Source organism: Glycomyces artemisiae, from assembly GCF_003002955.1.
GTDB lineage: Bacteria > Actinomycetota > Actinomycetes > Mycobacteriales > Micromonosporaceae > Glycomyces > Glycomyces artemisiae.
The window spans coordinates 70,665-84,076 of record NZ_PVTJ01000010.1 but is presented as its reverse complement, the minus strand read 5'-3'; the positions used below and the strand labels follow the sequence as shown (position 1 = coordinate 84,076).

Below are 13,412 nucleotides of genomic sequence, written 5' to 3'. Positions count from 1 at the left end.
TCGGGTCTAATCCGTCAGGTACAGGCGCAGGACGCCGGTGCCGTCGCCCCCGTCGGAGCCGTGGGCCCACGCGAAGGCCGAGAGCGCTTGGGCGCCTTCGAACTCGTCGGGGAAGGTCTCGGCGGCCGCGGCGAGGTCGACCCAGACCGCGACGGCGGACTGCTCGGGTGCGGCGGCGGCGAAGTCGCTGAACCGGGAGTCCTCGCTGAGGGTCCCGGACGCGGTCTCGCTGCCGGTGTAGGAGATCTCGGAGCCGTCGGCGGTGACGCCCTCGGGGAGTTCGGCCCCTTCCTCGGTGAGCGACTCGTCGATGAGCGCCTGGAGGTCGGCGGCGCGGTCCTCGGCGAGGTGCGCGGAGGCGAGCACGGAGTCGGGGTTCATGCCCTCCTCGGCGTCGAAGTCGCCCGCGAAGGAGAGGTCGGCCCCGGCGAGGAGGTCGGTGAACTCGGTGACCATGGCTTCGATCTCCTCGGCGGAGGGGCCGTAGTCGTAGTCGTCGGAGTCGTCGACCCACGGGTCCTCGACGGTGCCCGCGGTCCAGTAGCGGGTGTCGAGTTCGAGGTAGCGGGTCTCCTCTTCGGCGGTGAGGGTGCCGTTGTAGTAGCCGTCCTGGAGTTCGAGGTACTCGGTGTACTCCTCGGCGGTGAGCGGGTCTCCGGCGGGCTCGGCCGGTTCGGCCGCGTAGTCGTCGACGCCGTAGAGGCCCTCGTAGGCTTCGAGCCATTCACTGGTGAGGTCGCCGATGTTCTCGGGGATGTGCGCGGTGGCGGCGACGTCGGCGGCGGGCAGCTCGCCCATGTTCGCGAGGAGGTCCTCGGAGCCGGTCCACGGGTCGTCCTCGCCGCCGAAGAGGCGGTAGGTCAGCTCGAAGCCGTCGTCGAACGCGGAGAAGCCCGCGATGAGCTGGCCGGAGTAGAACTCGGAGAACATGTCGGCGTCCTCGCCGGTGAGCTCGGCGAGCTCGGCGACGGAGTCCATGTCGACCCAGTAGACGGCGAGCTGGTCGCCGTCGAGCCAGGCGCGGGCCTCCTCGTAGGAGGCGGAGGCGGAGAGCGGCTCGGATCCGGCCTCGGACTTCGCGGCGTCGAGCGCGGCGGCCGCGCCCGTCTCGCCGACGACCATGAGGACGTGGTCGTCCTCGACGGTGTAGGCCATCTGGTCCTCGTCGACGCCCGCGGCGGCGCGGAGGTTCGCGAGGCCGTCCTCGGCGGCGCCCGCGTCGGTGCTGGCGAGGCTCACGACCGCGTACGGCTGGCCGTCGTACTCCCACATGGCGGCGCCGTGGCGGCCGCCGAGCCAGGAGCTGAGGTCCTTCTCGGCGTCGACGCCTTCGAGGCCGGACTCCTCGATGAGGTCGGCGAGGAGGTCGTCGGTGGAGTCGTAGTCGAGGTCCTCGAACTTGGAGAGGTGCTCCAGGAGCTTCGGGGTCTGGTCGAACGACGGGTCGAGGTTGAGCTCCATGTACATGCTCGCGGAGGCGGGGAAGCTCTCGGCCGGGTCGGGTCCGCCCTTGAGGACGAACTTGAAGAGGACCACGGCGCCGACGGCGGCGAGGAGGACCACGGAGAGGATCGTCGCGATGGCGACCTTCGCGCCGCGCCCGCCGCGGGGCGGGGGCGGCGGCGCGGGCGTGTACGCGCCCGGCGGGAGGTACGGGGGCTGCCCGGGCGCGCCGGGCGCACCGGCTTCCACGTACGGGACCGGCTGGGCGGGGCCCGGCTGGTAGTACTGCTGCGGCGCGGGAGGCTGCTGGTACGGGGGGCCGCTGGGCGGTCCCTGGTACGGCGGGGGGCTGGGTTGACTCGACATCCTTCGACGCTACGGCGCGCGTGCAACAGCCGTATCCCGGGAACGTGCCAAACCGGCCTCAGCGGACGGTGGTGCGCCGCTTCAGGACCTGGTCGCCTCGGAGGGCTTGGACTCCCGGTCGCTTCAGAACTCGAAGACCTGGCCGGGGCGGACGACGTCCACGGGCCCGGTGTAGGCGGCCTTGGCCTCGGCGAGGGTCGCCTCGCGGGAGTTCCACGGCTCCACCAGGTGGGTGAGCAGGAGGCGTCCGGCGCCGGTCTTCGTGGCGTACTCCCCCGCCTCCTTCCCGGTGAGGTGCACGTCCTTCGGGTTCTCGCGGCCCTCGATGTAGGACGCCTCGGCGAGGAGCACGTCGCAGTGCGCGGCGAGGGTCTCCAGGGCCTGGCAGGGCCCGGAGTCGGAGGTGTACGCCAGGGACGACCCGGCGTGCTCGACGCGGATGCCGTAGGTCTCCACCGGGTGCGCGACCCGGTCGACGGTGATGCTCAGCGGGCCCAGATCGAAGCTGCCCGGCGCGAGCTCGCGGAAGTCGTAGACGTCGCGCAGCGACGGGTGGCACAGCTCGCCCTGGCCGCCGTAGGCGGCGACGATGCGCTCGCCGACCCCGGCGGGCCCGTACATGGGCAGCGGCTCCTTCGGGGCCTCGGGCGCGTAGCGGCGCATGACGGCGTAGGCGCACGCGTCGAAGAAGTGGTCGGCGTGCAGGTGGGTCACGATGACCGCGTCCACCAGGTGCGGATCGAGGTGCTTCTGGAGCTCACCGAGCGATCCGGTGCCGAAGTCGATCAGCAGCCGGTAGCCGCCCGCCTCGACCAGGTAGGCCGAGCAGGGCGTGTCGGGCGCCGGGAAGGAGCCGGCGCAGCCGATGACCGTCAGTTTCATGGCAGATCCACCTTGTCCAGTACGGCTGCGGCCGCGCTCGGGAACAGGTTCCCCAGGAACCGCCTTGAGGTCCTGGTGAACGCCTCCGGGTCCCCCGTGGCGAGGAACCGGTGCACGGGCGGGACATCGCTGGCGGTCAGCAGTTCGCGCTCGGTGAGCACGCGGTAGAGTTCGCGGGCGCACTCGCTCGCGGAGTTCACCAGTGTCACGTCCTCTCCCATCACCAGTCCTATGAGTCCCGACAGCAGCGGATAGTGGGTGCAGCCCAACACGACCGTGTCGACGTCGGATTGCTGTAGCGGCTCAAGGTACCCCTGGGCGAGCCCTAGGAGCTGTCGGCCGGTTGTCACACCGCGTTCCACGAAATCCACGAACGCCGGGCAGGCGACGGCGGTCACCTCGACGTCCGGGACGGCGTTGAAGGCGTCCAGGTACGCGCCCGACGAGATCGTGGAGACCGTCCCGATCACCCCGACCCGGCCGGTCCGCGTCGTGGCGACGGCGCGGCGGACGGCGGGCCGGATGACCTCCACGACGGGTATGTCGTAGCGGTCGCGGATGTCGGCCAGGCTTGCCGCAGAAGCTGAGTTGCAGGCGATCACGAGCGCCTTGACCTCCTGTTCGACCAGGTGGTCGCAGACGTCGAGGGACAGCTTGCGGACCTCGGCGATGGGCCTGGGACCGTACGGGACATGGGCGGTGTCGCCGACGTAGACGAGTCGCTCGGCCGGCAGCAGTTCGCTGATCGCCCGGGCGACGGTCAAACCTCCGACACCGGAGTCGAAGATCCCGATGGGCGCGTCGTTCATGGGCTCCGAGAGTACGTCCAAACCGCCGTTCAGCGCCCCTGCTCGCCACGGGAATGTCGCCAAAATGACAACGTGGCGCTCGCCACATTTTCGCTGGACGCAAGCGGTTTTCGTCGCCCCCGGGGCGGACGATCGAGGGGCGGTCCCACCCGAGGGAGGGTTCCCCACCCTGGGCGGGAGCGTGCGCGCGCCCCGCCTCCGCCGGGCGCCCGGCCGCTCTGCGCCGGGCCTCTCCTGCCGGTCGGGCCTCTAGGCCCGGAGCATCGCGAACGCGGCCAGGAGCGTCACCGTCGAGGCCGCCATGAAGATCCACGGCACGCCCTTGAAGCGCACCGTCGCGAACGCCATCATCGCCAGCAGCATCCCCACGACGCCGACGGAGATGAACGCGGGCGTGAACCAGTCCGGGCCGTCCCCGAACACCTTGAACAGGCCCACGATCGCGGAGGCGACCCCCGCGAGGACGAGCACGAGGGCCCACGCCGCGACGCCCGCGAGGCGGCGCAGCCGCACCTCCGGGGAGTCGGCGCGGACCTTCGGCGGCGCCGGGGCGACCGGGATCGACAGGCCCTGCCGTGGAGCCGACTCCGGTTGCGGTGCAGCGCCTTGGCGCGGGAGCCCGCTGGCCGCGCCGTTCGCCGCGCCGATGGTCAGGGTTCGCTGGTCGCCGGTGGTCATCCGCCCAGGCTAGCAACCCACTGAGGACTGCTCAGGAGTGGACTGGAGCGGTGCGGCGCGCTGCGCACGGCGAGCGGCCGCGGTACGCGCGACGGGCAGACGCGGTACGCACGACGGGAAGCCGGGCCGGGTGCCGTCGCAGCCCTGTGTCGCACCCCCCGGGGCATCGTTGAAACCGGGGGCGACTCCGCGCCGACACTCCCGACCGCGTCGGCCGTAGCAGTCCGTGGCCGCTGTGACGGATGAGCACGGTGCGCCGTGAGCGAATGGACACGCATCGATGTGGACTAGGCTCCGCCGAATGCCGATCTCCTTCGACACCACCGGTCTCCAGCAGACCGGGCCCACCGCTTGGGCCAACCCGGGCAGCGACGACAAGATCGAGGTCAAGACCGTCGAGGGCCAGGCCTTCGAGCCCTCCTGGATGCACGACCTCGGGGCGCTGCGGCGCGGATTCGCCGGCATGTACGGCGAGGCCGGGTGCCTCATCGAGCTGGAGCGCTACGAGATCGTCGGCGTCCCGGTCATCTACCAGGTCGTCAAGGTCCCCCACCCCGCCCTGCCCGCCGGGCAGGTCTTCATGGCGATCTACACCCTCCCGAAGACCCCGGTCTACGCCCAGTTGATCTACGCCGCCGCTGAATCCGGCATGACCGGCATCCGCGAAGCCACCCTCATGGCCCAGCTCGGCATGCCCGCCGACTGGACCCGGCCGCACCCCTTCGACCCGTCCCTGCGCACCCGCCTCCCCTACCACCGCGGCGACGATCCGGCCTTCGACCGCCAGTTCCCCGACCACCCGCTCTCACGGGCCCGGGCCTGGGCCGGCCACATCGGCCGCACCATGCGCATCGACCCGGCCTTCGCCGCGCAGGCGAATCTGGGATAGCAGCGGGCCGGGCCCGCGCTGAGCGCGGGCCCGGCCCATGGAATCGATGTGTTAAGCCCACACCTGGCCGTCGAGCGCGTCCACCGCGTCGTCCAGGACGTCGGAGTAGGCGCCGGTCGACAAGTACTTCCAGCCGCCGTCGGCCACCAGCAGCGCGATGTCCGCCTCGCGCCCCGCCTTCGCGGCCTCGCGCGCCAGCGACAGGCCCGCGTGCAGCACCGCACCGGTCGAGAGGCCCACGAACAGCCCCTCCTCCGACAGCACTTCGCGCGTGCGCCGCAGCGCGTCCTCGGTCCCCACCGACAGCCGCCGGTCGAGCACCGCCTCGTCGTACAGCTCCGGCACGAACCCCTCGTCGAGGTTCCGCAGTCCGTACACCAGCTCGCCGTACCGCGGCTCGGCCGCCACGATCTGGACGCCCGGCGCGTGCTCGCGCAGGTAGCGCCCCACGCCCATGAGCGTCGCGGTCGTGCCGAGCCCCGCCACGAAGTGCGTGATCTCGGGCAGGTCCGCGAGGAGCTCGGGCCCGGTGCCCTCGTAGTGCGCGGCGGCGTTCGCCGGGTTCGCGTACTGGTTGAGCATCACCCAGTCGGGCCGCTCGGCGGCCATCGCGCGCGCCTTCGCGACCGCGGCGTTCGAGCCGCCCGCGGCCGGGGAGAACACGATCTCGGCGCCGAACGCCCCGAGCAGCTGGCGCCGCTCCAGGGACGTGTTCTCGGGCATGACCGCGACGAGCTTGTAGCCCTTGCGGCGCGCGATCATCGCGACCGCGATGCCGGTGTTGCCCGAGGTCGGCTCCAGGATGGTGGCGCCCGGGTGGAGGAGGCCGTCGCGTTCGGCGGCCTCGATCATCTTGGCGGCCACGCGGTCCTTGACCGAGCCGGTCGGGTTGGCGCCCTCCAGCTTGGCCCACAGCCGGACCCCGGGGGCGGGCGACAGCCGCGGCAGACCGACCAGGGGCGTGCCGCCCGTGGTCGCGGTGATGTCGTCGAAGCGTGCCACGGCGTTCCCTCCGGCTTACATGCCGCCCGCGACGGCGGGCAGGATGGTCACGGAGTCGCCGTCGGCCAGCTTCGCTTCGAGGCCGCCGATGAAGCGCACGTCCTCGTCGTTGATGTAGACGTTCACGAAGCGGTGGAGCGCGCCCTCGTCGGTGACCACGCGCGCGCGCAGCCCGGTGTAGCGGGAGTCGAGGTCGGTGAACAGCTCGCCGATGGTCTCGCCCTCGCCGGTGACGAGCTTCTCGCCCTTGGTCTGGGGGCGGAGGATGGTCGGGATGCGGACTTCGATGGACATGCGGGTTTCCTTTGTTCCGTGAGCAGCCTCGTGGACGCTCGAATTGTCTGGCGCGCAGCCGAACGCTGCATGGACCTGGTCCGCCCGGGGGCGGGCGCTCAGTGACAGTCGTAGACCGTGGAGTCGGGGGTGTGCGCGAACTTGTAGCTCTGGACCGCCTCGGGCGCGCCGGTGACCTCGATGGGCTCCTCGGTGATGACGCCGTCGGCGATGCGGAAGGACCGGACCTCGGCGGTCTCGGGGTCCTTCGTGGTGACGAGCACGTAGTGGGCGCCGGGCAGCCCCAGCTCGGAGGCGATCTTCGCGTCGGAGCGCGACGGGTAGGCCTCGGTGTGGGTGTGGGAGTGGTAGGCGACGACCACTTCCTCGTCGTTGTCCCACATGCGGTCGTACTCGCGCTTCCACTCTTCGGAGTCGAACTCGTAGAAGGTGGTGGAGCGGGCAGCGTTCGTCATCGGGACGTGCCTCTCCGGCGCTCCCGTGCCCTCGGGGCCGGCGATGATGCCGCACGCCTCGTCGGGGTGGTCCGCGCGGGCGTGCGCGACCATCGCTTCGACCAGCTCATGCGCGATCCGCAACACGTCAGCAAGCGTACACGCGGCGGCACGTGCGCTCCAGCCTCCGTTCAGAGCGTGAGACGAACCTCCCGACCTGCGGCGGGAGGGAATAATCCGGGGTCCGCGAGGGCCGCTCGCGCACCGGGCCCGGACCGGGCCGGGGTGCATTACGCTCACCTCTATGTCCGTCACGCTCCCCCGCACGCCCCTGTACACCGACCACTACGAGTACACGATGCTGGAGGCCGCGCTCCGCGACGGGACCGCCTCGCTGCCGTGCGTGTTCGAGGTGTTCGGGCGCCGCCTGCCCACCGGCCGCCGCTACGGCGTCGTCGCCGGGATCGGCCGCCTCGGCGAGGCCATCGAGCGCTTCCGCTTCGAGGACAGCGACCTGGAGGACCTCACCTCCCGCGGCGTCGTCAAGCAGTCGACCGCCGAATGGCTCGCCGACTACCGCTTCAAGGGCGACATCGACGTCTACCCCGAGGGCGAGCTGTACTTCCCCGGCTCCCCGATCGTCACGGTGACCGGGACGTTCGCCGAGTGCGTGCTGCTGGAGACGCTGACGCTCTCGATCCTCAACCACGACAGCGCGGTCGCGAGCGCGGCGGCGCGCATGGTCACGGCCGCGCGCGGGCGCCCGATCCTGGAGATGGGGTCGCGGCGCACGCACGAGGCCGCGGCCATCGCCTCGTCGCGGGCGGCGTACCTCGCGGGGTTCGCGGCGACGTCGAACCTGGAGGCGGGCCGCCGGTACGGGGTGCCGACCTCGGGGACGAGCGCGCACGCGTTCACGCTGCTGCACAAGTCGGAGGTGGCGGCGTTCCAGGCGCAGATCGACGCGTTCGGCACGGACACGACCCTCCTGGTGGACACGTACGACATCACGCAGGGCATCCGCAACGCCGTGGCGGTGGCGGGCCCGCGGCTGCGGGCGATCCGCATCGACTCCGGCGACCTCGACGTGATGGCCACGAGCGCAAGGGAACTGCTCGACGAGCTGGGCGCGAAGGACACGAAGATCGTGGTCTCGGGCGACCTGGACGAGTACTCCATCGCGGCGCTCGCGGCAGCGCCGGTGGACATCTACGGCGCGGGCACGGCGGTCGTGGTCGGGTCGGGCGCGCCGACGGCGCAGCTGGTCTACAAGCTCGTCGAAGTGGAGGGCCGGGCGGTCGCGAAGCGCTCGGAGCACAAGGGCACCAACGGGGGCCGCAAGATCGCGGTGCGCCGCCACAAGCCGACCGGGACCGCGGTCGAGGAAGTCGTGGTGTCCCAGGGGGAACCGGACGCGCAGCCGGGCGACAAGCCGCTCCAGACCCCGCTGTTCCGCGGCGGCGAGCTCGTGAACCAGCCGACGCTCGACGAGTCGCGGGAGCTGCTGCGCCAGCGCCTCATCTCGATCCCTTGGGAGGGACTGAAACTGTCGCCCGGCGATCCGGCGATCCCGGTCGTGCAGCGGCACGGGGGCGAATAGTTCCTTTTGCGGCCCATGTAAGTTGACGCTGGATCAGGTGGCTGTCACACGGTGGCCTGCGCTTCCGGGATACGATGCGGTTGCCCCCTGTCCGTGTTCCCCCGCGACGTTCCCGCGATCCTCCGAAAGGAACCGCCCCAATGGTCTTCAGCAAGCTCAAAGCCATCCTCGGTAGTGGCATCCAAGTCGACACGCTCCTGCACGAGAAGCACGTCGTCCCCGGCGGGACCCTCAAGGGCGAGGTTCGCATCTCCGGCGCCGAAGTGGACGCCTCCGTCGAGAGCGTCGAGATCGAGTTCACCGCCCTGGTCGAGGACGACTCGAAGGGCGAGGACGAGCCCGGCGCCGTCCACGACTACTTCAAGGCCGAGGTGTCGGGCAAGTTCGACCTCGCGAAGGGCACGGCGCACCCGATCCCGTTCGAGGTGCAGGTCCCTTGGGAGACCCCGTTCAACAACGTGGACGTGCGCCCGCTGGTGGGCGGCATGAAGCTCGGCGTCTCGACGCACCTGGCGCTGGACCAGGCCCTGGACAAGGGCGACCTGGACTGGCTGACGGTGGAGGCGCTGCCGGTCCACAAGGCGGTGTGGGAGGCGCTGGAGTCGCTCGGGTTCGCGTTCCAGGAGACGGACCTCGAACTCGGCACGATCCAGGGCGCGACGGTGCCGTTCTACCAGGAGGTCGAGTTCTGGGCGACCGAGGGCGAGTTCCACGAGCGCATCCGCGAGTTGGAGGTCGTGTTCGTGGTCGGCGAGGCGAGCACGGACGTGGTGTTCGCGGCCGACAACTCCGCGGAGCTGCTGGCCCCGGACCTGAACTCGACGATCCGCTTCTCGGTGCCCACCGACTCGGCGGACGTGGTCGAGACCGTGAAGGCGCAGCTGACGCAGCTGGCGGCGCAGAAGGGCGTCTGATCCCGGCCCTGGAATCGTGCATCCTATAGGATATAGGATGTAGGATTTCCGCAGATCAAGGCGGTTCCGCGACAGTTCGCGGGGCCGCCTTTCCGCGTGCCCGCGGAAGGGCCGGCGTGAAACTCCGGACCGGGGCTTGCGCATCTCTACGTATACGTATAGTCTATGCGTATACCGAGGGCGACCCCTGGAAGGAGGTTAAGATGCCGCTATGCCCAACAAGACGATCTACGTCTCCGACAGCGACCTGCCGATCTACAACCGGGCGCAGGAGCTCGCCGGAGGCAACCTGTCCAAGGCCATCTCGACCGCGCTGCGGCGCTACGTCGACGCCGAGGAGGGGCGCCAGGAGGGCTACGAGGAGATCACCGTCCGCGTCGGCCCGGGCACCGGCCGCAACCGGCCGCGGCAGCGCTTCACCGGGGTCAAGCTCGGCGAGTGGGTCAGCTCGAACAACCAGAAGGCCGAGATCCTCCGCGTCTACCGCTCGAAGTCCGGCAAGTTCGTGCTCCACACCGAGAAGACCCCCGACTACACGCACCTGACCGAGGAGACCGGCTGGCGCAAGCTCCTGGGCCTCGGCGAGCAGACCTTCGCGATGAACACCGGCGACTCGACCCTCGAAGTGGTCGAGACGCTCCAGGAGCTCAAGGCGAAGATCCCGGCCGAGCTGTACGAGATGGTCGCGGCCAGCGCCGAGGCGCCGCCCGTCCAGGACCTCGACATCTAGCGACCGCTCCGTCAGGGCAGCAACGGCTCTCGACTCGATCCGCACCTGAGTCCACTGGGGCGGAGCCCTGCCCTGCGAACGTCCACATTGGACTCTAATTCAGGAGGCGGACCCGTGCTCGACCTCGGCCTGATCCTCACCCTCTACCCGCCGCCGCGGCCCCTGACAGCGCCCGGCCCGACTCGTCAGAGCCGTGTCAGCCCCGTGTCAGCGCCCGCCGCCAAAGTACTCACATGCCCGGCGAGGGACACCGAACCGGAAACCGAAGACCACCGCGAATACCCCCGAAAGAAGGAATCATGACCACCACCAAGACCCTGGCGATCGAAGCCGCGAACCTCACCAAGTCGTACGGCGAGAACGAGGTCCTCAAGGGCATCGACATCGCCGTCCCCGAGGGCACGATCTTCTCGCTCCTGGGCCCCAACGGCGCCGGCAAGACCACCACCGTGAACATCCTGTCGACCCTCATCCCCGCCTCCGGCGGCCAGGCGCGCGTCGGCGGGTTCGACGTGGCCGGCCAGGCCGACTCGGTCCGCGGCGCCATCGGCGTCACCGGCCAGTTCGCGGCCGTCGACGGCCTGCTGACCGGCCGCGAGAACCTCCGGCTCATGGGCCGCCTCAACCACCTGCCCAAGCAGGAGATCCGCCGCCGCACCGAGGACCTCCTGGAGCGGTTCGACCTGGTCGACGCCGCCAAGCGCCCGCCGGCCACCTACTCCGGCGGCATGAAGCGCCGCCTCGACATCGCGATGTGCCTCATGGGCGACCCGAAGATCATCTTCCTCGACGAGCCCACCACCGGCCTGGACCCGCGCAGCCGCCGCACCATGTGGCAGATCATCCGCGACCTCGTCAAGGCCGGCACCACGATCTTCCTGACCACCCAGTACCTCGAAGAGGCCGACGAGCTCGCCGACCGCATCGCGGTCCTCGACGGCGGCAGGATCGTCGCCGAGGGCACGCCCGAGCAGCTCAAGCGGCTCATCCCCGGCGGCCACGTGGGCCTGCGCCTCCACCGCGCCGACCAGGTCGAGCACGCCGCCCGCGTCCTCGACGCCGGCTCGTTCGACGCCGACCAGCTCACCGTGCAGGTCCCCACCGACGCGTCCGTCGACTCGCTGCGCAAGATCCTCGACACCCTCGACCGGGAGGGCATCGAAGTGGACGAGTTCACCGTCCACACCCCCGACCTCGACGACGTCTTCCTGTCCCTCACCGGCCAGGCCAAGGCCGACGCGTAACCCCTTCCGCCCCAGACCGAAACTCCGAGAAAGAGAACTCAGATGAGCACGCTCGCGCACACCGTCTCCGACACTTCCACCATGCTGAACCGCCAGCTCAAGCACATGCTGCGCTACCCGTCCCTGACGGTCATGCTCGTGGGCATGCCGGTGGTCTTCCTCCTGCTGTTCGTGTACGTCTTCGGCGGCACGATCGGCGACGGCCTCGGCGGCCCCACCGGCGGCCGCGAGGCGTACCTGACCTATCTGACACCCGGCATGCTGCTGATGGCGATCGTCGCCGCGGTGCAGGGCACCGCGATCAGCGTCGCCATGGACATGACCGAAGGCATCGTCGACCGCTTCCGCACCATGAAGATCGCCCGGGTCTCCGTCCTCACCGGACACGTCATCGCCTCGGTGCTCCAGTCCTTCCTGTGCATGGCGGTGCTCCTGGCCGTCGCCGTCGCGATCGGGTTCCGGCCCGAGGCGACCCCGCTCGGCTGGCTCGGCCTGGTCGGCGTCCTGGCCCTGATCTCCTTCGGCCTCACCTGGCTGACCGTCGGCATGGGCATGAGCGCCAAGTCGGTCGAAGAGGCGTCGAACACCCCGATGATCCTGATGCTCCTGCCGTTCCTCGGCTCCGCGTTCGTGCCCACCGAGTCGATGCCCACGGTCATCCAGTACTTCGCCGACTACCAGCCCTTCACCCCGTTCATCGAGGTCGTCCGCGCCCTCCTGTTCGACAACCCGGTCGAGGGCGCCGACCTGATCCTCACGGCCGCATGGTCGATCGGCCTGGCGCTCCTGGGCTACACCATCTCGAAGAAGAAGTTCAACAAGCGCTAGGCGCACCGGAAACCGCACTCCCAACACCCCGAAGGCGGGCCGCTCCGGCGGCCCGCCTTCGTCCGCGCGCCAGGGGTCCGGAAGCGGTCCGGCCTCAGAGGGACCGCGGGCGCGGGAGGCGCGCCACGTCCGGGTCCTTCGACGACCAGGCCGGGAACTCCCCCAAGTACTTCTCGGCCTTGAACTTCAGGTACGGCCACGCCGCCGGGTCGAGGTCCGTGGCGGAGGCCGTCCAGCGCAGGAACGGGATGAACAGCTCCCGCACCGCCTCCACCACCGGGTCGTCGGGCTCGAACTTCGCGGGCATCCAGCGCTCCAGGAACACGTACGCCCGCGTCGGACTCACCTTGGGCCCGTTGACCGCATGGAACCAGCACAGCTCCTTGATCGCCTCGAAATGCGCCGCCTCCAGCATCAGCTTCCCGAGCATGTGGCTCAGGAACCCCGAGGCGAACAGCGACAGCTCGTCGTCCGTCGGCTGCCGCACCTCCTCCGGCTCCACCTGCGGGAACGCGCGCAGGCGCGAGCGCCACAGCTCCCGCAGCATCAGGAACCGCGGCGCGAGCCGCCGCGCGTCGCCCTCGACGCAGAACAGGTCCCAGTCGTCGAGCGCCCGCCGCGTCCCCGCGAACACCTCCGCCGGACCGGCCTCCACCGGCTGGAACAGCCGGTCCGGCGACTTCCCGTTCCGCTCGCGGTGCAGCGCCAGCAGCCGCTCCACGTCGTCGGTCGCATCGCAGTCCACGACCATGTCGAAGTGGTACTCCGAGTAGTCCACCGTGAACGACAGCGCCTGGTCCCCGCTCGGCGCGCGGAACGCGCAGAAGAACGTCAACTGGTCGCCGTACACGTCGCCGGCCTTCCAGCACTCCGCGAGCTTCATGTCCTCGCCGTACCACGACGGCGGCGACACCCCGAGCGCCTCCAGCCGCTCCAGGGCCTTCACCGCCGCGCGCCGCCCGCCCGGGGCGTCCGCCAGCTCCGTCATCGCCGCGAGCATCGCCGCCGAGAACGGGTCCGGGCGCCCCAGGTAGAACTGGATGAACACGAGCTCCAGCTCCGCCAGGGACACCCCCTGGACCTCGGGCATCGTCGCGCGCGTCCACATGTTGCCGAGGAACCCCGAGCACGACGTCTCGACCGCCAGCCGGTCCTCCGGGTCGGGCTTCTGGTCGTCGGGGTAGCCGTCGAGGATCCTGAACCACTCCTCGCGGTGTTCCTCATTGAGCGCCATGGGCATCGCCTCGTTTCTGCCGGAGGTCCGGAAGCTGCCGAGTATCGCAGCAGGGACGCTCGGTA

General features: G+C 70.4%; 14 protein-coding genes. 6 read left to right on the top strand and 8 right to left on the bottom strand.

Features of this window, described 5'->3' with window-relative positions:
* Window positions 1-6 precede the first annotated feature (6 nt).
* From B0I28_RS22485 to B0I28_RS22470, 4 genes are all read right to left on the bottom strand, one after another.
* Entirely contained in the window at window positions 7-1,809 is a 1,803-nt protein-coding gene (locus B0I28_RS22485) for a hypothetical protein (protein WP_146148202.1), read from the bottom strand.
* 123 nt (window positions 1,810-1,932) lie between these two features.
* Complete coding sequence (locus tag B0I28_RS22480) at window positions 1,933-2,691, bottom strand: MBL fold metallo-hydrolase (protein ID WP_106366103.1); 759 nt, start codon at window positions 2,689-2,691, stop codon at window positions 1,933-1,935.
* A complete protein-coding gene (gene murI / locus B0I28_RS22475; protein WP_106366180.1) occupies window positions 2,688-3,500 on the bottom strand; it encodes a glutamate racemase in 813 nt (270 codons plus the stop codon). The genes B0I28_RS22480 and murI overlap by 4 nt, the downstream gene beginning before the upstream one ends.
* 249 nt (window positions 3,501-3,749) lie before the next feature.
* Window positions 3,750-4,178, bottom strand: a complete 429-nt coding sequence (locus tag B0I28_RS22470) for a hypothetical protein (protein ID WP_106366102.1) — start codon at window positions 4,176-4,178, stop codon at window positions 3,750-3,752.
* A 301-nt stretch (window positions 4,179-4,479) separates the two neighbouring features.
* Between B0I28_RS22470 and B0I28_RS22465 the strand changes: the two genes are divergently transcribed.
* Window positions 4,480-5,067 (top strand): hypothetical protein, encoded by a 588-nt coding sequence (locus B0I28_RS22465; RefSeq protein WP_106366101.1) that lies wholly within the window; start codon window positions 4,480-4,482, stop codon window positions 5,065-5,067.
* Between the two features lie 51 nt (window positions 5,068-5,118).
* Here B0I28_RS22465 and B0I28_RS22460 read toward each other — a convergent pair whose 3' ends face one another.
* The 3 genes from B0I28_RS22460 to B0I28_RS22450 all read right to left on the bottom strand — a co-directional run bounded on the left by B0I28_RS22460 (window position 5,119) and on the right by B0I28_RS22450 (window position 6,944).
* Entirely contained in the window at window positions 5,119-6,069 is a 951-nt protein-coding gene (locus B0I28_RS22460; protein WP_106366100.1) for a PLP-dependent cysteine synthase family protein, read from the bottom strand.
* A 15-nt stretch (window positions 6,070-6,084) separates the two neighbouring features.
* Window positions 6,085-6,363, bottom strand: coding sequence for a MoaD family protein (locus tag B0I28_RS22455; protein ID WP_106366099.1), 279 nt, complete (start codon window positions 6,361-6,363; stop codon window positions 6,085-6,087).
* Window positions 6,364-6,461: 98 nt separating this feature from the next.
* Window positions 6,462-6,944 carry a M67 family metallopeptidase gene (locus B0I28_RS22450; RefSeq protein WP_281260950.1) on the bottom strand — a complete coding sequence of 161 codons (483 nt, stop codon included), beginning with the start codon at window positions 6,942-6,944 and terminating at the stop codon, window positions 6,462-6,464.
* Between the two features lie 157 nt (window positions 6,945-7,101).
* Between B0I28_RS22450 and B0I28_RS22445 the strand changes: the two genes are divergently transcribed.
* The 5 genes from B0I28_RS22445 to B0I28_RS22425 all read left to right on the top strand — a co-directional run bounded on the left by B0I28_RS22445 (window position 7,102) and on the right by B0I28_RS22425 (window position 12,113).
* A complete protein-coding gene (locus B0I28_RS22445) occupies window positions 7,102-8,397 on the top strand; it encodes a nicotinate phosphoribosyltransferase (RefSeq protein WP_106366098.1) in 1,296 nt (431 codons plus the stop codon).
* Window positions 8,398-8,537: 140 nt separating this feature from the next.
* Window positions 8,538-9,311 carry a sporulation protein gene (locus B0I28_RS22440; RefSeq protein WP_181245908.1) on the top strand — a complete coding sequence of 258 codons (774 nt, stop codon included), beginning with the start codon at window positions 8,538-8,540 and terminating at the stop codon, window positions 9,309-9,311.
* A gap of 211 nt (window positions 9,312-9,522) precedes the next feature.
* Window positions 9,523-10,041, top strand: a complete 519-nt coding sequence (locus tag B0I28_RS22435; RefSeq protein ID WP_106366096.1) for an EXLDI protein — start codon at window positions 9,523-9,525, stop codon at window positions 10,039-10,041.
* Window positions 10,042-10,340: 299 nt separating this feature from the next.
* Window positions 10,341-11,285, top strand: coding sequence for an ATP-binding cassette domain-containing protein (locus B0I28_RS22430; protein ID WP_106366095.1), 945 nt, complete (start codon window positions 10,341-10,343; stop codon window positions 11,283-11,285).
* A gap of 42 nt (window positions 11,286-11,327) precedes the next feature.
* Window positions 11,328-12,113, top strand: a complete 786-nt coding sequence (locus tag B0I28_RS22425) for an ABC transporter permease (RefSeq protein ID WP_106366094.1) — start codon at window positions 11,328-11,330, stop codon at window positions 12,111-12,113.
* Window positions 12,114-12,207: 94 nt separating this feature from the next.
* On the opposite strand, the gene B0I28_RS22420 is transcribed toward B0I28_RS22425, so the two are convergent.
* On the bottom strand, window positions 12,208-13,347 hold the full coding sequence (locus tag B0I28_RS22420; protein ID WP_106366093.1) for a hypothetical protein: 1,140 nt from the start codon (window positions 13,345-13,347) through the stop codon (window positions 12,208-12,210).
* Between the last annotated feature and the right edge of the window lie 65 nt (window positions 13,348-13,412).